This is a genomic window from Gilliamella sp. B3464 (assembly GCF_026536145.1).
Taxonomy (GTDB): Bacteria; Pseudomonadota; Gammaproteobacteria; order Enterobacterales; family Orbaceae; genus Gilliamella.
This window is the reverse complement of record NZ_JAFNOQ010000011.1, coordinates 55,663-79,492: the sequence shown is the minus strand read 5'-3', so window position 1 is coordinate 79,492 and position 23,830 is coordinate 55,663. Positions and strand designations below refer to the sequence as shown.

At 36.2% G+C, this 23,830-nt stretch carries 24 protein-coding genes; 13 read left to right on the top strand and 11 right to left on the bottom strand.

Translation table 11 applies throughout. The features are described from left to right. The first annotated feature begins 255 nt into the window (after positions 1 to 255). From J3U57_RS11085 to flgL, 8 genes are all read left to right on the top strand, one after another. A complete protein-coding gene (locus J3U57_RS11085) occupies positions 256 to 1,068 on the top strand; it encodes a flagellin (RefSeq protein ID WP_267334082.1) in 813 nt (270 codons plus the stop codon). 172 nt (positions 1,069 to 1,240) lie between these two features. Next, entirely contained in the window at positions 1,241 to 1,957 is a 717-nt protein-coding gene (locus tag J3U57_RS11080; RefSeq protein ID WP_267344715.1) for an RNA polymerase sigma factor FliA, read from the top strand. A 178-nt stretch (positions 1,958 to 2,135) separates the two neighbouring features. Beyond that, positions 2,136 to 2,456, top strand: a complete 321-nt coding sequence (gene flhD, locus J3U57_RS11075; RefSeq protein ID WP_141671490.1) for a flagellar transcriptional regulator FlhD — start codon at positions 2,136 to 2,138, stop codon at positions 2,454 to 2,456. Positions 2,457 to 2,468: 12 nt separating this feature from the next. Continuing rightward, a complete protein-coding gene (gene flhC / locus J3U57_RS11070; RefSeq protein ID WP_267334080.1) occupies positions 2,469 to 3,071 on the top strand; it encodes a flagellar transcriptional regulator FlhC in 603 nt (200 codons plus the stop codon). A gap of 64 nt (positions 3,072 to 3,135) precedes the next feature. Beyond that, positions 3,136 to 4,026 (top strand): flagellar motor stator protein MotA, encoded by an 891-nt coding sequence (motA, locus tag J3U57_RS11065; RefSeq protein ID WP_267334079.1) that lies wholly within the window; start codon positions 3,136 to 3,138, stop codon positions 4,024 to 4,026. Then, the gene (gene motB, locus J3U57_RS11060) at positions 4,023 to 4,919 is read left to right on the top strand and encodes a flagellar motor protein MotB (protein ID WP_267334078.1); all 897 of its coding nucleotides are present in this window, start codon (positions 4,023 to 4,025) and stop codon (positions 4,917 to 4,919) included. Before motA ends, motB begins: the two co-directional genes overlap by 4 nt. 143 nt (positions 4,920 to 5,062) lie before the next feature. Then, positions 5,063 to 6,706, top strand: coding sequence for a flagellar hook-associated protein FlgK (gene flgK / locus J3U57_RS11055; RefSeq protein WP_267344716.1), 1,644 nt, complete (start codon positions 5,063 to 5,065; stop codon positions 6,704 to 6,706). A gap of 15 nt (positions 6,707 to 6,721) precedes the next feature. After that, positions 6,722 to 7,669: a flagellar hook-associated protein FlgL gene (flgL, locus tag J3U57_RS11050; protein WP_267344717.1), complete on the top strand. Its 948-nt coding sequence runs from the start codon at positions 6,722 to 6,724 to the stop codon at positions 7,667 to 7,669. 531 nt (positions 7,670 to 8,200) lie between these two features. On the opposite strand, the gene flgJ is transcribed toward flgL, so the two are convergent. Genes flgJ through flgB form a run of 9 tightly spaced genes read right to left on the bottom strand, consistent with a single transcriptional unit; the run spans position 8,201 to position 15,420 of the window. Beyond that, positions 8,201 to 9,226: a flagellar assembly peptidoglycan hydrolase FlgJ gene (flgJ, locus tag J3U57_RS11045; RefSeq protein ID WP_267344719.1), complete on the bottom strand. Its 1,026-nt coding sequence runs from the start codon at positions 9,224 to 9,226 to the stop codon at positions 8,201 to 8,203. A 15-nt stretch (positions 9,227 to 9,241) separates the two neighbouring features. Continuing rightward, positions 9,242 to 10,351, bottom strand: a complete 1,110-nt coding sequence (locus J3U57_RS11040) for a flagellar basal body P-ring protein FlgI (protein WP_323849470.1) — start codon at positions 10,349 to 10,351, stop codon at positions 9,242 to 9,244. 11 nt (positions 10,352 to 10,362) lie between these two features. Further along, positions 10,363 to 11,049: a flagellar basal body L-ring protein FlgH gene (locus J3U57_RS11035; RefSeq protein ID WP_065799319.1), complete on the bottom strand. Its 687-nt coding sequence runs from the start codon at positions 11,047 to 11,049 to the stop codon at positions 10,363 to 10,365. A gap of 14 nt (positions 11,050 to 11,063) precedes the next feature. Beyond that, complete coding sequence (gene flgG / locus J3U57_RS11030; RefSeq protein WP_065633064.1) at positions 11,064 to 11,846, bottom strand: flagellar basal-body rod protein FlgG; 783 nt, start codon at positions 11,844 to 11,846, stop codon at positions 11,064 to 11,066. 20 nt (positions 11,847 to 11,866) lie between these two features. Beyond that, positions 11,867 to 12,622, bottom strand: a complete 756-nt coding sequence (locus tag J3U57_RS11025) for a flagellar basal body rod protein FlgF (protein ID WP_267334074.1) — start codon at positions 12,620 to 12,622, stop codon at positions 11,867 to 11,869. A gap of 14 nt (positions 12,623 to 12,636) precedes the next feature. Then, positions 12,637 to 13,848 carry a flagellar hook protein FlgE gene (flgE, locus tag J3U57_RS11020; RefSeq protein WP_267334073.1) on the bottom strand — a complete coding sequence of 404 codons (1,212 nt, stop codon included), beginning with the start codon at positions 13,846 to 13,848 and terminating at the stop codon, positions 12,637 to 12,639. A 15-nt stretch (positions 13,849 to 13,863) separates the two neighbouring features. Beyond that, positions 13,864 to 14,583: a flagellar hook assembly protein FlgD gene (flgD, locus tag J3U57_RS11015; protein WP_081297424.1), complete on the bottom strand. Its 720-nt coding sequence runs from the start codon at positions 14,581 to 14,583 to the stop codon at positions 13,864 to 13,866. A gap of 13 nt (positions 14,584 to 14,596) precedes the next feature. Then, on the bottom strand, positions 14,597 to 15,001 hold the full coding sequence (flgC, locus tag J3U57_RS11010) for a flagellar basal body rod protein FlgC (RefSeq protein ID WP_065633067.1): 405 nt from the start codon (positions 14,999 to 15,001) through the stop codon (positions 14,597 to 14,599). A gap of 8 nt (positions 15,002 to 15,009) precedes the next feature. Further along, entirely contained in the window at positions 15,010 to 15,420 is a 411-nt protein-coding gene (gene flgB, locus J3U57_RS11005; RefSeq protein WP_065633081.1) for a flagellar basal body rod protein FlgB, read from the bottom strand. A gap of 155 nt (positions 15,421 to 15,575) precedes the next feature. Here flgB and flgA point away from each other — a divergent pair, with 155 nt between their 5' ends. The 5 genes from flgA to flhA all read left to right on the top strand — a co-directional run bounded on the left by flgA (position 15,576) and on the right by flhA (position 20,443). After that, positions 15,576 to 16,235, top strand: a complete 660-nt coding sequence (gene flgA / locus J3U57_RS11000) for a flagellar basal body P-ring formation chaperone FlgA (protein WP_267344721.1) — start codon at positions 15,576 to 15,578, stop codon at positions 16,233 to 16,235. An 82-nt stretch (positions 16,236 to 16,317) separates the two neighbouring features. Continuing rightward, positions 16,318 to 16,617 carry a flagellar biosynthesis anti-sigma factor FlgM gene (gene flgM, locus J3U57_RS10995; protein ID WP_267334071.1) on the top strand — a complete coding sequence of 100 codons (300 nt, stop codon included), beginning with the start codon at positions 16,318 to 16,320 and terminating at the stop codon, positions 16,615 to 16,617. Between the two features lie 23 nt (positions 16,618 to 16,640). Then, complete coding sequence (locus J3U57_RS10990; protein WP_267344723.1) at positions 16,641 to 17,075, top strand: flagella synthesis protein FlgN; 435 nt, start codon at positions 16,641 to 16,643, stop codon at positions 17,073 to 17,075. A gap of 132 nt (positions 17,076 to 17,207) precedes the next feature. Then, positions 17,208 to 18,338, top strand: coding sequence for a flagellar biosynthesis protein FlhB (gene flhB / locus J3U57_RS10985; RefSeq protein WP_267334069.1), 1,131 nt, complete (start codon positions 17,208 to 17,210; stop codon positions 18,336 to 18,338). A 17-nt stretch (positions 18,339 to 18,355) separates the two neighbouring features. Beyond that, positions 18,356 to 20,443, top strand: a complete 2,088-nt coding sequence (gene flhA / locus J3U57_RS10980; RefSeq protein ID WP_267334068.1) for a flagellar biosynthesis protein FlhA — start codon at positions 18,356 to 18,358, stop codon at positions 20,441 to 20,443. A 107-nt stretch (positions 20,444 to 20,550) separates the two neighbouring features. On the opposite strand, the gene J3U57_RS10975 is transcribed toward flhA, so the two are convergent. Further along, positions 20,551 to 21,939, bottom strand: coding sequence for an NCS1 family transporter (locus J3U57_RS10975; RefSeq protein WP_267334067.1), 1,389 nt, complete (start codon positions 21,937 to 21,939; stop codon positions 20,551 to 20,553). A gap of 46 nt (positions 21,940 to 21,985) precedes the next feature. Then, positions 21,986 to 23,353 carry an allantoinase AllB gene (gene allB, locus J3U57_RS10970; protein WP_267344725.1) on the bottom strand — a complete coding sequence of 456 codons (1,368 nt, stop codon included), beginning with the start codon at positions 23,351 to 23,353 and terminating at the stop codon, positions 21,986 to 21,988. Positions 23,354 to 23,830 lie beyond the last annotated feature (477 nt).

Genomic DNA, 23,830 nt, shown 5'->3' with positions numbered 1-23,830 from the left:
TTTAATCAGGTTTGAAATTTTATCGAGACATAATAAAAACGGTGCGTTTTTATAAAACATAAAAAATAATTTAATTAAATGATTTATATCAATTTACCTAACAAAAATCGCCATTAAAACTGAGTAAAATCAACCATAATGTAGAAAAAAATTAAAGTTTCTTTTTTTACTACCGATACATTATCTGTCAGCAAGAATATTGAATTAATAATCAGTATCACGTTGATTTTACTAATAATATTAAAGGAGATAAAAATGGCACAAGTAATTAATACTAATACGATGTCTTTAATGGCAAAAAATAACCTTAACAATTCACAAAGTGTGCTTGGCACAGCTATTGAACGTCTTTCATCTGGTATGCGTATTAACAGCGCTAAAGATGACGCAGCAGGTCAAGCTATCGCTAACCGTTTTTCTTCAAACATTAAAGGTTTAACTCAAGCTGCACGTAATGCAAATGATGGTATCTCACTTGCGCAAACAACTGAAGGTGCATTAAACGAAATTAATAACAACGTACAACGTATTCGTGAATTAACCGTTCAAGCAGCAAACGGCACTAACTCTCAAAGCGATTTAGAGTCAATCCAAAACGAAATCGATCAACGTTTAGAAGAGATCGACCGTGTATCTAAACAAACTGATTTCAATGGTTCTAAAGTATTGTCAGCAGATAAATCACTAAAAATCCAAGTTGGCGCAAATGACGGCGAAACCATTGAAATCAATTTGAAAAAAATTGATAGTACAGAATTAGGTCTAGCCGCTTTCAATGTATCAAACACACCAACAGCAGATCCATTAAAAACACTTGATGCAGCATTATCAAAAATTGATGCATTACGTGGTGAGCTTGGTGCGGTACAAAACCGTTTTGAATCAACTGTGAATAACATCAATAACACAGTAAATAACTTAAGTTCTGCACGTAGCCGAATTGAAGATGCTGATTATGCAACCGAAGTATCTAATATGACGCGCGGTCAAATTTTACAACAAGCAGGTACATCTGTATTAGCACAAGCTAACCAAGTACCACAATCAGTACTATCTTTATTACAATAAGTTTTTTATCTAAATTTTTCTGGTTACTCTAATTTTGAACTTAGCAATAACGGTTTAATTTCCGTTATTGCTAATAATGCCAAATACCTATTATTTATTACGCTATTCTCGCCATTAAATTAACCGATTATCACCATAATACCATCAGGCATTTTTTACATTGGTTCATAAAATGAATGATAAGCTTTATAACTCACAAGGTGTAATGAATGAAGCTGATTGGCAAAAATATACTCATTTGGTTCGTAATGAAGCACTAAAATTAGCAGTACGTTTACCTACAACAGTAGAGCTTGATGATTTATTACAAGTTGGTTATATCGGTTTATTAGACACAATAAAACGTTATGATGCATCACAAGGTAATACGTTTACAACCTTCGCCATCCCGCGAATCAAAGGCGCCATGTTAGATGAGTTACGTAGTCGAGATTGGCTACCTAGACAAACACGCAAAAAAATTAAAGATGTCACTCAGGCAATTCATCAACTTGAACAGCAGTTAGGTGTTGCACCAACTGATCAACAAATTGCCAATTACTTACAATTATCTCTAAACGAATATCGAAAAATATTATTAGATTCGAATTATAGCCAACTATATTCTTACGACGAAATACAAAAAAAACTTGGTGACAGTTTGGATGCGATGATTGACTATCAAGATGATAACACGCCTTTTTCCAACATCATTAACGATGAAATGCGTAATATCATTATTGAACAAATAGAAAAACTGCCAGAAAAAGAAAAAATGGTGTTGGCGCTTTACTATCAGGAAGAGCTCAATTTAAAAGAGATTGGTAAAATTATGGATATTAGTGAGTCACGAGTCAGCCAATTACACAGCCAAGCAATAAAAAGAATACAAAGTAAAATTAGCTTATAAAAAAGAGCTAAATAAAATTTAATTAATCGAAAATAAATTGAAATTATTTTTTTATTGATTTTTTTCGTTTAAAAATGTAATTTTAAGCATAAAAAAATATTTCTAATAAAAATTTATTTATTTCGCACTTTTTAATGCGAATTTTACTGAATAGGGATTGGTGATTAAATTGGGTAATATATTAGATGACGATATTCTTAAATGCATACATCATTTGAATCTTTCAACATTACTACTAAGTCAACGCATGCTTGAAAAAGATAAAGTAATGGCGATGTATCGACTAGGTATTGATGAAGAAACAGCAGACATGCTTAGTAATCTCAGTGCTTCTCAAATGTTAGTGTTGTCTGAAACCAACCAATTAACATTTAAATTACGTTTTGAAAATTCAGAAATGATGAAAAAACTAACCGAAGAATCTCGTGTGAGTGACATTAAGCAGATGCATACGGGAATTCTTTTATCTAGTTTACTATTAGATTCAATCAATAAGTAATAGGAAATTAGGATGAGATGCACAAGTATTATTCAAAAATATAAGGAAGTTCAACTGGCCATTCGACTAATTTCGTTAGGTGCTAGAATTCAAATGCTGGAAAGCGAAACCAACTTAAGCCGTGGTAAATTAATCAAATTATATAAAGAGATCCAAGGTTGTCCACCGCCTAAAGGATTATTACCCTTTTCGACCACCTGGTTTATGACATGGGAACCCAATATTCACTCTAGTATTTTTTATAATGCTTATCACTTTTTGGTGAAACATGGTACCAAACCCGGCATTCAATCAATTCTAAAAGCCTACCAACTGTATTTAGAGCAATGTCCGTCTTATAATGAAGAGCCAGTTTTGGGACTTACCAGAGCGTGGATCTTAGTCAAATTTGTTGAAAGCAATGTAATGCAACAATCATGCTGCAAAGCATGTAAAGGGCGATTTATTACCCATGCTTATCAACCGCATAATAGTTTTATTTGTAGTTTATGCCAACCACCGTCAAGGGCAGAAAAAAATAACAAAACACAGAAAGAAAACCATGCAAAATGCTTACAAGTATTATCAATACCCAATGGTTTTAATTCGATTATTGCAAAACAAATGACAGCTTAAATCAACATTATAAAAAAATAAGCATAGTTAATCACGATCAGTTTATGGAGAAAAAGGAAAGCCAATGCTCATCATTGTAGGATATATCGTTGTTATCGCTTCTGCCCTAGTTGGGTATGTACTTAGTGGAGGGTATTTAGCCGTACTTTTTCAACCGTTAGAATTTCTAATTATCGGCGGAACCGCTATCGGTGCATTTATTGTCAGTAACGAAAAAAAAATCATTATCGCTACACTTAAATCGTTAGGTCAATTATTTAAGACATCAAAATATAATAAAACATTGTACTTAACTCTGATTAATTTAATGTACACCATTTTAACTAAAGTTCGCCAAAATGGCGGATTATCTATTGAGGCTGATATTGATAACCCGAAAGAAAGTGAACTATTTAAAGCTTATCCACTTATTTTAGCAAATCCTCAAATCTGTGATTTTATAACAGATTATTTGCGATTAATGATTAGTGGCAACATGGAAGTATACGAAATTGAAGCATTAATGAATGAAGAAATTGAAACCAAGTTACATGAATTAGAAAAACCAGTCGATGCCATTTCAAGTGTAGGCGATGGCTTACCCGCATTTGGTATCGTTGCGGCCGTTATGGGGGTTATTAATACGTTAGCACAAGCTGACAGACCGGCAAGCGAATTAGGAGAATTAATTGCTCACGCGATGGTAGGAACGTTTTTAGGTATATTACTCGCCTACGGTTTTGTTTCACCTTTAGCTGCACTTTTAAGACAAAAAAACGCCGACAGTGTAAAAATCTTGGAATGTGTCAAAGTGATATTAATTGCAAGTATGCATGACTATGCCCCTCAAATTTGTATTGAATTTGGACGTAAAACCATATTTTCTCATGAAAGACCTTCTTTCTTTGAATTAGAAAAATACCTACAAGAAATCAAAGAAAAAAATACTCAGCAAACAGAAAACAGTGAACAATGAAAAACAACTCAGTAAAAATAATTATCTCTAAAAAAAAATCTGGGCATAGTGGTGGGCATCATGGTGGTTCTTGGAAAATCGCCTATGCCGACTTTATGACCGCTATGATGGCACTATTTTTAGTCATGTGGTTAATTGCTAAAGCTAGCCCTCAAGAATTACAAGGCATTGCTGAATATTTTAGAACCCCTTTAATACTGGGGCAAAATGGCGGAAAAAACCTCAGTGATAGTGAAAGTCCAATACCTGGCGGTGGCGATGATTTTCACAAAAAAATAGGGGAAGAAAACAATACCACCTTGCATCAAGACCTGACTGATTCTGAGAAAAAACAGGTTGAAAAATTACAGTTAATCGAAACCGCACGCAAAATTAATGAAGTATTTGAACTCGATCCACGACTTAAAAAATTAGCGGCAAATTTAATTATAGAATTGACTGAAATGGGATTAAGAATCCAAATTTTGGCTAGCGATGATAAGCCCATGTTTGATGTCGGCAGTGCTGTGATTCACCCTAATATGCAAGAAATTTTAAATGCATTAGCACCAATCATTAATTCACTACCTAACAAAATTACGCTATCGGGTCATACCGATGAACGCCAGTATATCACAGGTGATCGGGGTTATAGTAATTGGGAGTTATCAGCTGACAGAGCAAACTCATCAAGAAGAGAACTGATTGCTGGTGGCTTAGATTCAAACAAAATTATTCGTATTATTGGATTGGCTGATACCGTAAGCTTAAATAAACCCAATTACAGTAATGATGCCAATCGTCGTATCAGTATTTTAATCCTAAATAAATCAGCACAACAATATATTGAAGATGAAAATAATATGACTGGCATTGATTTTTTAAAACAATCACAAAAAATTCAATCCGAGTAATGCAGCATAAAAAGTTTTACCAAAAATCAGCGTTGTTTAATTTTGCAAAAAATAATTAAAGTTTTTAGCAATTAATCCGATATAGACAATATTCGTTTAGTTAATTATTGCGTGACTAACTAACACTATATTTGGGAGTTTTTATGTCAAATTCATTGATGAATACTGGTATTAGTGGATTAAATGCAGCACAAAATATGCTTAATGTTATAAGCAATAATATCAGTAATGCACATACTACGGGTTATAATCGACAACAACAAATTTTAAGCCAAGCAAATAGTACTAAATATGGTTTTGGTTTTGTTGGTAATGGTGTGTGCGTCAGTGCTGTTAATCGAGCCTTTAATGGATTTGTTGTTGGACAATTACGCCAAGCACAGTCACAAAATGGTTCAATAAAAGCGTATTACAATGAATTATCTAAAGTGGATAATTTATTAGCTGAAAATGAAAATAGTATTGCATCACAACTCAATAATTTATTTTCTAGCTTAAATAAACTTTCATCAAATGCCGCTGACGCTGCAACTAAGCAAACGGTGATTAGCGATCTCACTTCACTAGTAAATCAATTTAATAAAACCGAATTAAATTTAAAAAATCAAATTGCCAATATTAATACTGAACTAAGCAATAACGTTAATCAAATCAACGCTTATACCAAACAAATTGCAGAACTAAATCAAAAAATTTCAAAACTACAGGCTGTGGGTGAAGCAAACCAACCTAATGCGCTGCTTGATGAACGCGATCAGCTAGTCAATGAATTAAGTGAAATTATCAGCATCACTGTCACCGAACAAAATGGTCAATATAATATTTCGCTTAGTAATGGCTTAAATTTAGTACAAGGTGCATCAGTTAATCAACTATCAGTACAACCTTCAACAGATGACCCTTCTTTAAATACAATTATTTACACTCATCCTTCTGGTGCGACTCAAGAACTCACAAGTCAACATATCACATCAGGCCGATTAAATGGATTATTAACTTCTCGTGATGGACCACTCCTAGAAGCACGTAATCAATTAGGTTTAATTGCATTAAATTTAGCTGAAAGATTTAATCAAGTCCATATGTCAGGTGTTGATATCAATGGTAATGCTGGCGAAAAATTATTTGATTACAATGCGCCTAGCAGTATCGCCAATATTAAAAATCAGGGAAATGCCACGGTAACCATTGATTATCAATCAGTTAAGGATGTTAAAGCGTCTGATTATAAAATCGAATTTAATGGTAGTGATTGGATAGTAACGCGATTATCGGACAATCAGCAAATCACGCCTCAAGTTGAGAATGGTGCATTAAACTTTGATGGTTTATCAATAAAAATCACAGGTACACCAGTTAATGGCGATTCGTTTATGCTTAAACCGGTTGCTAATATTGCTTCGTCATTACAATTGTTGGTAAAAGATGTTAATCAACTTGCTACTGGGCTTGCCGATGACGAAAACGGGACTGGTGACAATCGTAATGTGGCAAAATTTTTAGAGATACAAAATGAAAAATTAATTAATGGCACCAAAACATTAAACAGCGCTTACAACACCTTAGTAAGTTATATTGGCAGTGAAACGCATACCGCCAAAATTTCTCTGCAATCCAACCAAAATATTACAGATCAGATTTATGAGCAAAATCAATCTATATCAGGGGTTAATATTGAAGAAGAGTATATTTCGATGCAGGTTTATATGCAGTATTATCAAGCTAATGCAAAAGTAATTGATGCTGCAACAACACTATTCGATACCATCTTAGGTTTGGCTAATTGATAAAAGGGTTTAATAATGCGAATTAGTACTAATTCAATGTATCAAAAAAATTTAAATAGTATCTTAAATACTAACAATAAATGGCAAAAATCTGGATTACATTTAGCAACAGGTAAGAAAATTTTAACACCTTCAGATGATCCGATGGGGGCATCACAAGCACTGATCCTTAAACAAGCACAGTCGAAGAACGATCAATTCCAAGCAGCACGCGAAAGTGTTGATAAATCATTAAGCCGACAAGATACGATTTTAAAAGAAGTTAATACCGTCATTCAAACTATTCAAGAAACGTTAGTTTATGCCGGAAACGAAACATTAAATGACGAAAACCGCCAAGATCTTGCCAACAAATTACAAGGTTTAAAAGATCAACTTATTTCATTAGCCAATGCTAAAGATACCAATGGTAATTATTTATTTGCCGGTAACAAAAACGACACACCACCATTTGTTGTTGATGAAGCAGGTAAAGTCAATTATGTGGGTGGAACATCACAAATTAACGTTTTGATTGATGACACGCGCGAAGTTTCACTTAGTTTTACCGGTGCACAAACCTTTATGAGTGGCGCCAATCCAAACCAACCTGATCCACCAAGCGACATCTTTGCCAGCCTAGATTATGCGCTTGATGCGTTAAATATGAAATTAGACAATAACGATGAAGATGCCATTAAGCAATTTCGAGCAGGATTAACTCAAGCAAGTTTAGGGATTGATAATGCTTTTGATAACATATCAACTTTAAGAGCGGCTGGCGGAACAGTATTAGCAGAAGTAGAAAGATTATCGGCTTTAGGTGACAGCTTAGATATTGAATTTGAAACCCAAATCAGTCAAATTGAAGATGTCGACTGGTATGAAGCAATTTCAGATTATGTAATGTTACAGGCAAATTTACAAGCTGCGCAATATACTTTTATGAATATGCAAAGTATGTCTTTATTTCAAATGAAGTAATTAACTATTTTTAATAGTTGTACTTTTGTTGCAATCATCATCAGTAAGACATCTCTAAAAATTAAAGGCGGGTTTACCCGCCTTTTTGATTATAGCAACTCGCGCCAACAACCAAAGTGCGCTTAGTTAAAAGCAATTTGTTTAAAACCACGGGTGGATATTGATGGTATTGTTGCTGCAATTTGCTCAATACGACCAATAATTTGAATTAGTTTATTGCGATGATACTTATTGCAATCATCATCAGTAAGATCTATCTCAAAAAATTAAAGGCGGGTTTACCCGCCTTTTTGATTATAGCAACTCGCGTCAATAACTAAGGTGCGCTTAGTTAAAAGCAATTTGTTTAAAACCACGGGTGGATATTGATGGTATTGTTGCTGCAATTTGCTCAATACGACTAATGATTTGAATTAGTTTATCGCGATGATACTTATTGCAATCATCATCAGTAAGATCTATCTCAAAAATTAAAGGCGGGTTTATCCGCCTTTTTGATTATAGCAACTCGCGTCAATAACCAAAGTGCGCTTAGTTAAAAGCAATTTGTTTAAAACCACGGGTGGATATCGATGGTATTGTTGCTGCAATTTGCTCAATACGACCAATAATTTGAATTAGTTTATCACTATAGTTTGGATCGGTAGCATAATTTGCCGCTTGTAATGCTTTGGCAGCCGAGCGAGCATCAGGCGCATTAACCACAGCACGATAACGAGGACTTTTGGTTAATAAATTGAGATAATCAGTCAATGCATGTTGTTTACTGTTATAAACTTTAAATTCATCCTGAATTTTTATCATCCGATTATTCACAAATTCTTGAGTGGTTAAGCGCGTTGAACTACCTTTCCAGGCAGGCGTCGCTTTAATCCCAAAGTAATTGTGACTGGTGAGATTATCTGCTGTTTTAATTTCCTTTTGCCCCCAGCCCGTTTCTAATGCTGCTTGTGCAATTATAACTTCATAAGGAATACCAGAAATCCCCGATGCTTGCTTAGCGGGTTTAAGCCACTGTTGCACGAAGGTTGTAACATGATCAGCATCAAGATCTTGGCGCGTAGTGTCAAAAGCTAACTCATTTGACTTAAGTTGTGATGCATTGTCTGCCTTATGTTGATGATACAGCATTTGCCCTAATGCTTGAGGTGAAAGATGCGAAGTATTTTTAGAAAATAAAGATTGAGCCAATTTTAAATTAGGATGTTTATTATTGCTATTAGACTGCATGTTAATCTTGGCTGCATCAGGTGAAGACTTGGTTAATTGTTGAGTGAGCATATTGGCTAATCCCAATCCTTTACCTGCAGATTGTTGTGCTATTTGCTGATCAAACATCGAGGTAAACAGCTGAGTGGCTGCACTAGTAAATAATCCCCCTTCTGGTACAGCCTTACGCATTGATTGCATCATCATATTAATAAAAAGTGTTTCAAATTGTTCGGCAACTTGTTTGATACTATCATTTGCACCGGTTGTCACATTTCGTTTTAAATGATGCAAACTCGATAAATCATAAGCAAAACGGTTAAAACTCTGGCCAATTTTATTATTCATCTTCAATTTTCAAATTTAAATTGTTTCTAATGCTGCATGCAAACAGCCTGCGGTTTTTAATGCTTCAAGTATTGACATCAATTCGGTTGGGGTGGCGCCTAATACATTTAGCGAATTAATCACATGTTTCAAATCTGTACCTGAAGCGAGATTATGTAGTGCCCCACCATCTTGCGTTATACTGACTTGATCATCAGGGATAATAGCAGTTGCACCGCCTGCTAATGGCGTGTTGGGTTGACTGACTTTTAGTTTATTATTGACCACAACAGATAAGTTACCATGTGCGACTGCACAATTATCTAATTTTACTTTTTGATTCATCACCACAACACCGGTTCGCGTATTTATCACCACTTTAGCTGAGATTGGCGTCACACCAATTTCTAAATTTTGAATTTGTGATAAAAATTTCACCCTTGCTTGGCTGTCTTTGGGCATAGATAGGCTAACAGTAGTCCCATCTAAAGCGACCGCTGTATTTTTTTGTAACTTATTAATCGCATCAGCAATTTTCAACGCTTGGGTAAAATCAAAATGGTTTAGATGCAAATACATTGTATTTTGTTCATCTAATCGCGTTGCCAATTCGCGTTCAATTGTCGCACCATTTGGAATGGTTGCGCCTGACATTTGATTAATACTCACACTGCTATTTTTACTGTTTGCGCCCATGCCGCCAACAAAAAGATTGCCCTGTGCAATGGCATAAACTTGATTATCTGCCCCTTTTAACGGCGTCATAATCAATGTTCCGCCTCGCAAGCTTTTAGCATTACCCAGTGAGGACACCACCACATCAATTTGCTGTCCCACTCGGGCGTAAGAAGGCAATTTTGCTGTTACCATCACCGCAGCCACATTTTTAAGCTGCATGTTGCTGCCCGATGGCACCGTAATACCGAGTTGAGAAAGCATGTTAGTGATACTTTGAATAGTAAATGGAGTTTGCGATGTTTGGTCGCCAGTACCATCAAGCCCCACAACCAAACCATAACCCACTAAAGCATTTTCTCTGACACCTTGAATAGAGACTAAATCACGTATACGCTCAGCATGACTCAGTGGCATACCTGCGATCATTGTCAAACTAAAACAGAGAATAAAACGCAAATTTTTCAGCATAACACTACTCATTAAAATGGAGAAAAATTAAAAAATAGACGCTGCAACCAACCCATGGTTTGTGCCTCGTCAATGTAACCATTACCGACATACTCAATACGCGCATCAGCAACTTGTGTTGAAATAACCGTATTGTTGCCACTAATAGTTCTTGGATTAACCACACCTGAAAATCGAATAAACTCGGTGCCTTGATTTATAGCTATTTGTTTTTCACCAATGACTTTTAAATTACCATTGACCATGACATCTTGAACCGTCACTGTAATCGTGCCGCTAAAGGTGTTTTTTGCATTCGCGCCACCAGACCCTTTAAAATCATTTGCACCAGAAATATCAGTATCAACTTTGCCACGTCCAATTAGACCATCAAGAAATTGCGGCACAGCTTTGACACTTAAATCAGTTGAACCGTTTCGCCCCGCATTGATTGATGAACTTTTACTGGCGCTTACATTTTCTTGTAACACTATAGTTAACACATCACCAATGTTACGAGGACGACGATCTTCAAACATCGGTTGATAACCAAAACTAGTGGGTTGTGAAGACTGATAAATCGAACCGGTTGAATTACCTATTACGGGCAGCATTGGTTCAATGCTTGTTTCGCCTTCAACTAAAGGTTTTTTAGGTAATTGGGCACAACCCAACAAAAGAAATACGGTTAAAATACCAAGATATCGCATTATGTTCATCGCATGATTACTGTTTAGAGTTGATTTAATCGTTGTAGCATTTGGTCCGAAGCCGAAATAGCTTTACTATTAATTTCATAAGCTCGTTGTACTTGAATCATGTTAACTAATTCTTCAGCAACGTTCACATTCGATGTTTCTATATAACCTTGATATAACAAACCTGCGCCATTTAACCCTGGTGTGTTTTCAGTTGGTGCACCAGAACTTTCGGTTTCGAGGTAAAGGTTTTCACCAACACTTTCAAGCCCAGTATCATTAATAAAAGTATGTAATGTTAACTGCCCGACTTGTACTTGTGTTGATTGATTAGCTAACGTGACATTGACAACGCCATCACGACCTACGGTCATTTTAATTGCGTTTGATGGAATATTAATTGTTGGCTGAATTTCATAACCGGCTGCGGTCACTAGCTGCCCATTTTGATTGACTTGAAAAGCACCACTGCGCGTATAAGCTTGCGTGCCATCGGGCATTAAAACTTGAAAGAAACCTTGCCCATTAATAGCAATATCACTGCTATTGTCAGTTAATTCTAAATTACCTTGACTATGAATACGTTCAGTTGCAACCGGTCTTACTCCTGTACCAATTTGTAATCCAGAAGGTAAGGTGGTTTGCTCTGAAGATTGTGCACCTGGCTGGCGGATAGTTTGATAAAGCAAATCTTCAAAAACAGCCCGTTGCCGTTTGAATCCACCGGTACTAACGTTAGCCAAATTATTAGAAATAATATCCATATTCATTTGCTGGGCAGTTAAGCCTGTTTTGGCTATCCATAATGATTTAATCATGGTTGTTTTTCCTATTCCATTTAAGTTAATGATAAAATTTGATTGGCTTTTTGTGCATTTTCGTCAGCAGTCATAATCTCTTTCATCTGCATTTCAAATTGACGCGAGTGACTAATTAAATTAACCATAGCAGCAACCGGATTAACATTACTGCCCTCTAAAACCCCTAACATCAATTTAGTATTAGGGTTATCTTGCATAACCGCGCCTCGGGTATCGCGTGTTGCTTGTGTTAATTGGAACAAGCCATTATCACCCCGTACAATTTCATTACGTTCAAGCTGTACTTTTTTTATTTTACCCACTTGCGCAATTGTCGTTGGCTGGTCACCCGCCCCCAAAGCCGATAAGGTTCCATCAGAACTAATAGTAACTTGTGAACCTTGGGGCACAGTTAATACATCATTATCACCGAGTAATGGATAACCTTGCACATTAAGCGTGCCATTTTCATCAATCTCGATAGCGCCATTGCGCGTGTATGCTTCGCTACCATCAGGTAGTTGCACCGCCAACCAATGATCTTTTGCCAATGCAACATCTAAATCACGTCCGGTATAATTAAATGTACCCATTTGCGAATCAAAGGTTGGTGTTGTCGCGGTAACCATAGTCCTTGTTGGTCTATCATTGCCAATGATAGGAACAGCTTTCATCGCTGTTAGCTGTGCTCGAAATCCTACTGTCGATACATTAGCAAGATTATTGGCAGTAATAGACTGCTGATGAAGTGTCTGACTCGCTGCTGACATAGCAGTATAAATAACGCGATCCATAAATAACCTTTATATCAACGAAGATTCACTAGTGTATTTAAGATCTGATCTTGAGTCTTAATTGTTTGTGAATTAGATTGGTAGTTACGTTGAGCAACAATCATATTGACCAATTCTTGACTCATATCGACATTTGATGACTCAACTGCGCCACTGGTTAATGCACCTAAAGTCCCCGAATTTGCAATACCGAGCACTTCAGCACCAGAATTAATGGTTGAGCGCCAGTTATTGTTGCCGGCTGATTCCAATCCATTGACATTGGCAAAATCAGCCATCGCAATTTGACCCAGTAACATCGTTTGTTGATTAGAATAGATACCATAAATCGAACCATCATCACTAATACTGTAACCGACTAAATCCCCCGGTGCATAACCATCGACCACAGGTGTTTTGATGCTGCCAACTTCCTTACCCATATTTTGTTGCGAGCTATTGGCTAATGATAAAGTAAAGGTATTATCAGCCGATCCGTTAAGTCCTTTAATATTAATCGTCATTTCAGGATTGCTAATGAGTTTTCCCGAGGAATCAAACTCCATCTGCCCAATTTTTTGTAAATTACTGCTCGGATCACTACCATCGATATAATGCACATCCCATTGATTGTCGGCAGTTTTGACATAAAAAAGCTGAACATTACGTTGATTACCCAATGAATCATAAGTAGTAACAGTTGTGGAATAATTGAACGTATCAGCATCAAGCGCATTGACAGGTTGTTTTTCAGGTATTTTGCTGTTTGAATTTAAATTGGTTTGTAACGATGCCTTGGTTGTCGCTGATGCATTTAACATTTCTTGCGAAATTTTAAGAGGTCCAGGCGCACTACCTTGTTGTACTTTGGGCGGTGTACCTGATGCCAGATAACCCGTTAATTGCAAACCATCAGCAGAAATAATATTGCGCTCAGCATCTAATTGAAATTGCCCATTACGGGTATAGTAAACTTGACCACTACTATCCACTAAACGAAAAAAACCATTCCCCGAGATAGCAACATCTAAACTATTATTGGTTGAAGTTGCGGTGCCATCATTAAAATTTTGCATAACAGCCGCCACTTTCACGCCCATACCGACTTTTGAGCCAGCATAAATATCGGCAAATGAAATACTCGCACTTTTAAAGCCTACTGTTGCAGAGTTAGCAATATTATTACCAATAACATCTAACTGTTTTGATGCGGCATTCATACCGCTAATTGCTTGAGAAAATCCCATATAAACTTTATCTCCCTAAAGAATTTGACGAACTTCGTCAATACTAATTGAACCAAGTATGCCTAAATCAAGTAAGACTTTATTATTCACTTGACTATTTATAACGCCATAAACGACAGAATAAGATAGTGACGTTGACGATACACTTTGCCCATCGCTTGTCGCCTTAACGGTAAAGGTATAACTGCCATCCGGGGCTGTTGTTCCATCATTAAGTTCACCATCCCAAGTAAAAGAGCTCACCCCAGCGGAAATCGAACCTAAATCAACTTCACGTACCACATTTCCATTTTCATCTTTAATGGTAATAACAACAGAATCCGCATCACGGGCTAATTCAAAACCAAATGGGGTAGTAATGGTTTCGCGCTCACCACCGCTCTCATCTTGTTCTGAGGTAGCAACCAAAATTTTATTACCTGGTACCATCACACCTTTACCAATCAGGTTACTGGCATTAACAGAAAGACTGTCGTCAATTTGACCAGATACTACCCCTAATGTTGTGTTTAACCTTTCAATGCCAGCTAAGGTATTAATTTGAGCCAGCTGCGAAGTTAATTGGCTGTTATCCATTGGATTAGTTGGATCTTGATTCTTCATTTGAGCAATAAGCAGCGTTAAAAAGTTATCTTGCAACTCTTTACTTGAATTTGCTTCCGCTGCACTTTTTTGCATGGATTGTGGGCTTTTTATCGTTGATGATTCCGAAACCGGTACGTTAGACACTCCCATAAATGACTCCTTACTACTGTCCTAAGGTCAGTGTTTTTAACATTAAACTTTTTACCGTATTAATGACTTCTACATTTGCCTGATAACTGCGCGAAGCCGAAATCGTGTTAACCATTTCACCGACAATATCGACATTAGGTTTTTGAATATAACCTTGCTCATCAGCCAGTGGATGATGGGGTTCGTAAACTAAATTCATCGGAGTTGGATCATCAATAACTTGGGTAACTTTTACACCAGCAATGTGATTTTGATAGCCCTGATGATCAACACTAAACACCACCTGTTTAGCGCGATAAGCTTGACCTGAAGTACTGGTCACACTGTCAGCATTAGCAAGGTTACTGGCACTGACATTCATCCGCTGCGTTTGCGCCATTAAGGCTGAAGCTGAAATTGAAAAAATAGAGAAACTCATATCTATTGTTATCCTTGCTGTAATACTGACATTACATTCTTAAATTGTTCACCTAAAAAGGTTAAATTGCTTTGATAATGAATCGTGTTGTCGATAAATTCCGTGCGCTCTTGATCCATTTCGACAGTATTCCCATCAGCCGAAGCTTGATAAGCAATACGATAAAGAAGATTGGTATTGGTTGTTATAGGTGATTGAATTGCAATATGATTTTTGTTAGTCACTTGCAGTTTTACGCCATTAATATTATTTTGATTATTCAGTGCTTTGTTTAATTCAGCATTAAAATCAATATCTCTAGCCTGATAATGCGGCGTATCACTGTTAGCAATATTTGCAGCTAAAATCTGTTGACGTGTTTCACGTATATTTAATGCTTGTTGATGAAAATTCACAAATGTATCTAATTTATTCAGCATAAAAATCATCTCACCTTTATTGATGTTTTGAATTTTAAGTGAATCAAAAAAAAATCATCGTACAAATAACACCAAAAATTGTCCTTATTTCAACATTCAAACCATTTACGCATACAGTAAAATTCGACCATAAATAATTTTAAAAACAAGTAACTATGACATTTTTTATTAGATTGATATTTTGCATTTTTATACTATTAGGCTGGAAAACATCGTTTGCTGATGTACTTAATAATCAGATCCATCATTTTATTTTGGAACAATTGCAAGATAAAAAAATCGATCATATTGCGATTCGTTATCTAGCCGCTCAACCTGATTTAAACTGCCGTAAACCAACATTAAAATTACTAAGTAAAAATAAACTATGGGGCAACCTTACCCTGAGTGCAAAATGTAAAAATCAAACCAAATATATCCAACTCTATGTCGATGTGGTTGGCAGTTATATTGTTGCCAATCAAGCAATAAATGCCGACACCAAAATTACAGAACAACACATAACAGAGCAATCAGGTCAATTAGACAAACTCCCGGCCACAATCATTTTAGATAAAAGCCAAATTATTAACCATATTGCAATACGGCATATCGATCCACAAGAACCCATAAAAACTTCAATGATTAAAAGACACTGGCAGGTTAAAGCCGGACAACAGGTTAAAGTGATCATCAATGGAGATGGTTATTTAGTGGCAACTAAAGGTAAAACGTTGGCTAATGGTGCCTCGGGTGATTATATTCACGTTAAACTCAATACAGGCACGATTGTTGAAGGTATTGTCAGTGAGCAAGGTATAATAATTAATCAATAAATAAAATTAATGATTTTCAAATTTTTGCCGATAATACCATTAAACAAATCATTTAAATTTGAACTTCAATTAAAGGTATTTTATGAGTATAGATGCAACTAAATTGGTGACAACAATATCGGGACTACTCAGCCGTGAGGTAATCAATGAACAACAAAAAAATCCAAAGGCATCTGTACCAGAAAAAAATGATTCAACCACTTGCACTGACTTAAGGTTAAGTCAACATGTTATGGCACAATTGCAGTGCAGTGAGAACGATATTGATATCGAAAAAATAAAGACAATAAAGCAGGCAATTAGCAACGGTAGTTTAGTGATTAATCCAAGTAAAATTGCAGATGCGTTAATTCAACAAACTATTGAAGATATTAAAAGCTAATTCAAAACTGAAGGGAAATAAAAATGTTAGAATTAGACAACATTTTAGATAACGTCATCATTATGTTGCAAACATTATCCGACGTTCTTAACAATGAACAGCAAATATTGATTGAAAATAGTGCTATCAATCAACTCAATGCAGTTATTAACCAAAAAAACCAACTACTCATTGAGTTAAAATTACTCGACGAAAAGCGCATAAATTTTAGCAAACAGCATAATATCCAATCACCTTATAGTGAAAAAGCAAAGCTTGCTGATAAATGGCAATTTATTGTCAATACCACACAACAATTAGCGCTAATTAATCGTGAAAATGGCATGATTATTCAAAAACGTATGAACTTAACACAACAATCAATTGATTATCTAAAAAGCATTAATAATCCGGTTGTTTATACTAATCACGGTTATCAACAGACCGAAATTATTTCATCAAAACGCGCCAAAGTTTAGTGATAAAAGATATTATATGTTAGTAAACGCGATAAATACCCCGTAATTTAGGGTCTTTTCTAGCCAATAACTTTTTCGAGTTGAGTTCATACTGTCACTATTCTTATCCCCTAAATTTTATTTAAGCTCAATATGGCTGACGACAGTGATTTAGATAAAAGCGAACAACCCACAGATAGTAAAATCAAAAAAGCTAAAGAAAAGGGGCAGATTCCACGATCGCGTGAACTAACTTCGTTAATCATATTACTGGTAGGTATTACACTATTTTCGATGATCGGTGCCAATTTAGTTGGCAATTTGATCGTTATTATCAAAACAGCAATGAAAGTGTCTAATCATGTTTTGGATGATAAGCTAGTCATTTTTAATTTGGTTAATTTATTCACAGCTGGTTTTTGGTCTATTTTGCCAATTTTTTTAGGTTTAGTGATTGTAGCTATCCTAGCGCCGCTTTGTGTTGGCGGCTTACTATTTAGTTTGCAATCAATTAAACCTAATTTTAAAAAACTCAATCCAATTGCCGGATTCGGTCGATTATTTAGTACGAAAATTTTTTCTGAACTACTCAAATCTATCCTTAAAGTCGTGTTAATTTCTGCTGCATGCGCACTTTTTTTATTACACCAATTTTCTACCATACTCTCATTGCCCAACATGTATTTAAGCAATGCGTTAGCAAAAGCCGCACAATTAATTATGATTTGTGGGTTATTTGCCGTCATATCTTTAATTCCAATGGTGGGGTTTGATATTTTTTATCAAATATGGAGCAATTTAAAAAAATTGCGCATGTCGAAACAAGAGATTAAAGATGAGTTTAAAGAGCAAGAGGGCAATCCGCAAATCAAAGGGCGCATTCGTCAAGTGCAACAAGCGATGGCAAGGCGCCGAATGATGAACGATGTAAGTAAGGCAAATGTGATTATCACCAATCCAACCCATTATGCGGTGGCTTTACACTATGATGAAAAAACTATGGCGGCCCCTAAATTACTTGCCAAAGGCACCGATAACACGGCTTTACGGATTAAAGAAATCGCCAGCGAACATGATATTCCACAATTAGAAGCACCACCACTTGCTCGCGCGTTATATCGTCACGGTGAAATTGGTCAAACCATTCCGACTGAACTTTATACCGCTGTCGCGCAAATTTTAGCTTGGGTGTATCAATTAAAACATTGGCGTAAACATGGTGGCAACAAACCAGCAAAACCCAATAACTTACCCATCCCCGATTTTTTATCTGAAAATAAATAAAGGCAACCACTATTTTTATGATTAAATCTAAATTACTCAATATATTATCAATAAACGCATTAAAAACTGGTCATTATCAAATATTAGCCGGTCCATTACTGATTTTATTAATACTATCGATGATGGTATTGCCCTTACCGGCATTTGTATTAGATCTGTTTTTTACCTTTAACATTGCTTTGTCGATTATTATTTTAATTGTTGCATTATTTACTAAGCGAGTACTTGATTTTGCTGCCTTTCCAACTGTTTTACTTTTTGCCACCTTATTGCGATTATCGTTGAATGTTGCGTCAACGCGCGTCGTGTTATTAAAAGGTCATACAGGTAGTGCTGCCGCAGGGCGAGTTATTGAAGCTTTTGGCCATTTCTTGGTTGGTGGTAATTTTGCAATAGGCATTGTGGTGTTTATTATTTTGGTGATTATTAACTTTATGGTTATCACCAAAGGGGCTGGGCGTATAGCCGAAGTGGGTGCGCGCTTTGCGCTTGATGGTATGCCAGGTAAACAAATGGCGATTGATGCTGATCTTAATGCTGGATTAATTGGTGAAGACGAAGCCAAAGCGCGCCGAGCCGAAGTCACGCAAGAAGCTGATTTTTATGGTTCGATGGATGGTGCCAGTAAATTTGTCCGTGGCGATGCCATTGCCGGCTTATTAATCATGGCCATTACCATTATTGGTGGTTTAATGGTTGGTATTATGCAACATGATATGACACTTGCTGATGCCAGTAAAACTTATGTCTTACTAACCATTGGTGATGGTTTAGTCGCTCAAATTCCCTCACTGATTATTTCAACCGCCGCAGGCGTGATTGTAACTAGAGTCAGCTCGCAAGAAAATATTAGTGAGCAGATGCTCAACCAGTTATTTAAAAATCCACAAGTATTAATTTTAACAGCGGCTGTGATAGGGCTACTTGGTTTGATTCCTGGTATGCCAAATTTAGTGTTTTTATTGTTTACCGGTCTATTATTGGCTATTGCTTGGTGGTTAGCTAAATATAAAAAAAATGAGGTTAAACAACAAACCAAACAAGTCAATGTCGATGCCACTACACCAAGTAATATTGAAGCATCTTGGTCGGATGTCAATATTGAAGATACTTTAGCGATGGAAGTCGGATATGGGTTAATTCCAATGGTTGATCAATCACAAAATGGCGAATTACTTGGTCGAATACGCAGTTTACGTAAAAAATTTGCACAAACTTTTGGATTTTTACCACCACAAGTACATATTCGTGACAATTTGTCCTTAGCCCCTTACCAATACAAATTATTTATAAAAGGTGGTGAAATTGGGCAAGGTGAAATTATGAATAATAAATGGTTGGCAATCAATCCAGGTAAAGTGGTAGAAACCATTGAGGGTATTGCAACAACCGAGCCGGCTTTTGGATTACCGGCAATCTGGATAGATGAAAGCAATAAAGAAAATGCACAAATATTAGGTTATACCGTTGTCGATACCAGCACCATGATTGCCACACATTTTAACCACTTACTACAACAATTTGCCAGCGAATTATTAGGCAGATTAGAAACCCAAGAACTGCTTGACCGCCTGAAACAAGAGGTACCTAAGTTAGTTGAAGATTTTATTCCAGAGGTTGTAACGTTAACAACCTTTCATAAAATACTACAAAATTTAATAGCGGAAAAAGTGTCTATTCGTGATATGCGCACTATTATTGAAACTATTTGTGAAAACGCACCAAATCAAAATGATGTTTATCAATTATTGAGTATAGTCAGGATTGCTTTAGGTAGAGTCATCACTCAACAATGGTTTGCAGGTAACAATCCAATCGAGGTGATTGGCTTAGATATCAATTTAGAACGTTTATTACTGCAAGCCATGCAAAATACCAGTCATGTTGAACCGGGGCTTGCCGAGCAAATCATTGAACAACTTAAACAAGCACTTCATCAACAAGAAGCAATCGGCGCGCCACCAGTATTATTAGTTAACCACTCACTAAGGCTGATGCTATCACAGTTTTTGCGACCTAATTTTCCACAATTGGCGGTATTATCTAATCTTGAAATTACTGATAATCGTGAAATTAAGGTGACATGCCAAATTGGCAATACCTAATAGAACATAACATAAATAAGCATTAAAATTGGTTGACTAGCGAAAGTCGCTAAAGCATAACTGAGTTAACAAAGATGATCATTATCAGTAATGATCATCATTCAATATCACTTATTACTTTTTTCAAAAATAGTACCTTTTCTAAATGGGGATTGTTTAAAGGCATATTTTGTTAATAGAATATAACTCAATCCACCAACAAAAAAGCCAATTAGCCACGATAAACTCACTTCACAAAACGCGGCAGCCGAGCCAATAAACATTGCTAAAATAGCAGCTTTATTAAAGCCTGCAAATTGACCATTTTTATTATAGAGTTCATTAATATCGACTTGTTGGCGCCTTAATAGATAATACTCTACAAGTAAAATTGCCACAATTGGCCCTAAGAACGCAGAATAGATCAAAATAAACAGACCTAAGCCCTTGGCTGATGAGTCTTGCACTAAGATCCAAGGAAAAGAAGCAATGGCGAGTAACCCCGTGATCGTTACCGCTGATTTATATTTGACTTTAGTTAATAAACTAATCACATATGCCGGTGGAATAATATTTGCCACCATGTTAACTGCAATCGCCCCAAGTACAATAAATGACGATACCGCAACAGTAATATAAGAATTATCAACAACAATTGCAAAAGCTTTAACTGGGTTACTGTTGCCTGTCACCGATGCTAACATAGCACCAATTGTGATAACAAATCCATAGGCAATGGTGATAGGTACAAAATATAACAGTCCGCGTTTACCGTTACTAATACCTGATTTGAGTTCGCGTGAATAATCCGCTGCACTCAAAAATATTGCAGCATAATTACCTAAAAACATCATAATAAAACCAAAAAATGGTAATCCCCAAGTTCCTTGAGTATTAATCCATTTTTCAATAATGACAGTTTGATGATTGCGAAGTAATAAAATAAAAGCATAGACAAGTGCGGATAGAATAACTAATGATATTAATATCTCAACCCATTTAATCGCATGAAAGCCATACAGTGATAACCCAATTTGTATAAATTGTAAAACCACAAAACAGATAAAGACATTATCAAAACTCTCATTGGATAGAATTTTGATAATTTCATTAAGTGCCGTGCCACCTATCCAACTTTGAAAGCCATACCAGACAATACCTGGAATACCACGAAGCAGTGAAGAGATTATCGAACCTTTTATACCAAATGACATTCTAAGTTGGACAACATAAGGAATGCCAGTACGGTAACCTAAGCGATCATTAAGTACAAAAATACTGGTAATAATTAAAATAGCAATCAAAGCCGCCATAAAGGTTTGCACAATATTCATAGTGGCAAAACCGGCAACCACTAAACTGGCACCTAAGGTCATATTGCCAAGATTCACACCATCACCAATCCACATAAAAGCATATGCCAAAGGATTAACCGTACGCTGTTGTGGTGTTTTGGGTAATAGTGATTTATCAATATTTAATTGGTTATTAGATAATTGAGGGCGATTATTATTCATTACCTATTCCTTTCGTACTTAACTTTTTAACGCCGCTATATTCAAACTAACGACGAATAAATGATCCTTTTGGTGTCGATTCAATACCCGTAGTCAAATTGTAAACTGTTTCGCCACGTAATAACGTACGTACCACTTGTGCGTTAATTTGTCGTCCAACATAAGGACTAAATTTATTACGATATTCAAGATCTTCTGCCCTTACCACATAACTTGATTGGGGTTTGATAAAGATAATATCCGCATCTTTGCCAATCTGAATTGAACCTTTAGTTGGTAAGTTATAACGCTCAGCAGGATTTTTAGCGATGATATCGGCAAACTGTTTTAATGACATACCGCGTTTTTGCACCGCTTCATCAAAGAAAATATCGACATTATTTTGTACACCCGAAATTCCACCCCATGCATCAAATGCATTAGTTTTATTTTTCATTTCATAAGTACAAGGAGAATGGTCAGATACGGCGGTAATAATGTGACCAGAAAATAGATATTTCCATAATCCATCTTGTGCTTGTTTATCACGAATAGGGGGTGAACATTTTGCTAAAGGTCCGATAGCATCAAGTTCATCGGTGGTAAAATAGAGATAATGAATACAGGTTTCGCAAGTGACATCAACCCCTTCTTGACGCGCTTTTATCACCTCTTCAACGCCTTCTGGGCACGCCACATGACAAATATGAATACGGCACCCCGTTTGTTTAGCAAAAAAGATTGCCCGGCGAATTGCTTCTACTTCTGTAAAAATAGGACGGGTTGCCACATACTGTGAAACGCGCGTTTCACCTCGATCTTTGGCTTGTTTACCTAACATGTCGGTAATGGCGGCATTCTCAGCATGAATAGCCAGTAACTTACCGGTTTTAGCAATTTGACGCATGCCCTCCCAAAGCGCATAGTCATTAACGTTTGCAAAATCGCCCTCTAAAGTAGGATCGCCACACGTTGCCATAAAACATTTAAATGCGGTAACACCTTCTTTAACTTGTGCTTCAATGCCACCATTAGTGAGGTTATAAGGAACTAAACCGCCAAATGAAGCAACATCAACATAGAGTTTGCCCTCACCGGCAGCGTATTTTTGTCGAAGTGTATCACCACAAGTGGTTGCTGGCAGTTGATTAAGTGGCATTTCAACAAAGGTTGTCACGCCACCTTTAGCGCAAGCTTTGGTACCAGTGACATAACCTTCCCACTCACAACGAATACCGCCAGGTTCGCTTATATGTACATGTACATCAACCATACCTGGGCTAACAATTAAACCTTGAGCATCAATAACTTCATGTGCACCATTTAGATCTGGAGCAATGGCTGCAATTTTGCCATTTTTAATGGCAACATCAGTACGGACTTCACCTGATTCTAAAATGACAATACCATTTTTTATAATTCGATCATACTGCATAATAATTTTCCAAAAATGATTAGTAAAAAATATACTTGTAATAACGCTTATTGTTCATCTTATTCATTATTACTGTTCATTACTACATTTTTGTGCAAAAAACATACCAAGGCAAAAACCACGTATCATTGCTACTTATTTGATCTTTACGCACCAAAATGATCCACTTTATAATTATTGCAGACTGTTTTTAAACATTATGGTGCATTAGGTTAAGCAACACCAAAACGTATGACATAACATTTATCAAATAATTCTGCTGTTGAAAGATTATTTGCTCGAATCTAGGTGGTTTGCGCTATGCTATCAAAGCTAATAATACTTAGCAGCGCATCAATTGTAGTGCTTAACAGCATTATTAATACCATTAATCACCAATGCTGTAGCTGTAGTGGCAGATAAGGCTTGGATATAGATTCAATCGTGATGGTAATAACTCAAAAATATATGATTTTCAATAAGCAATAACCTAACTAA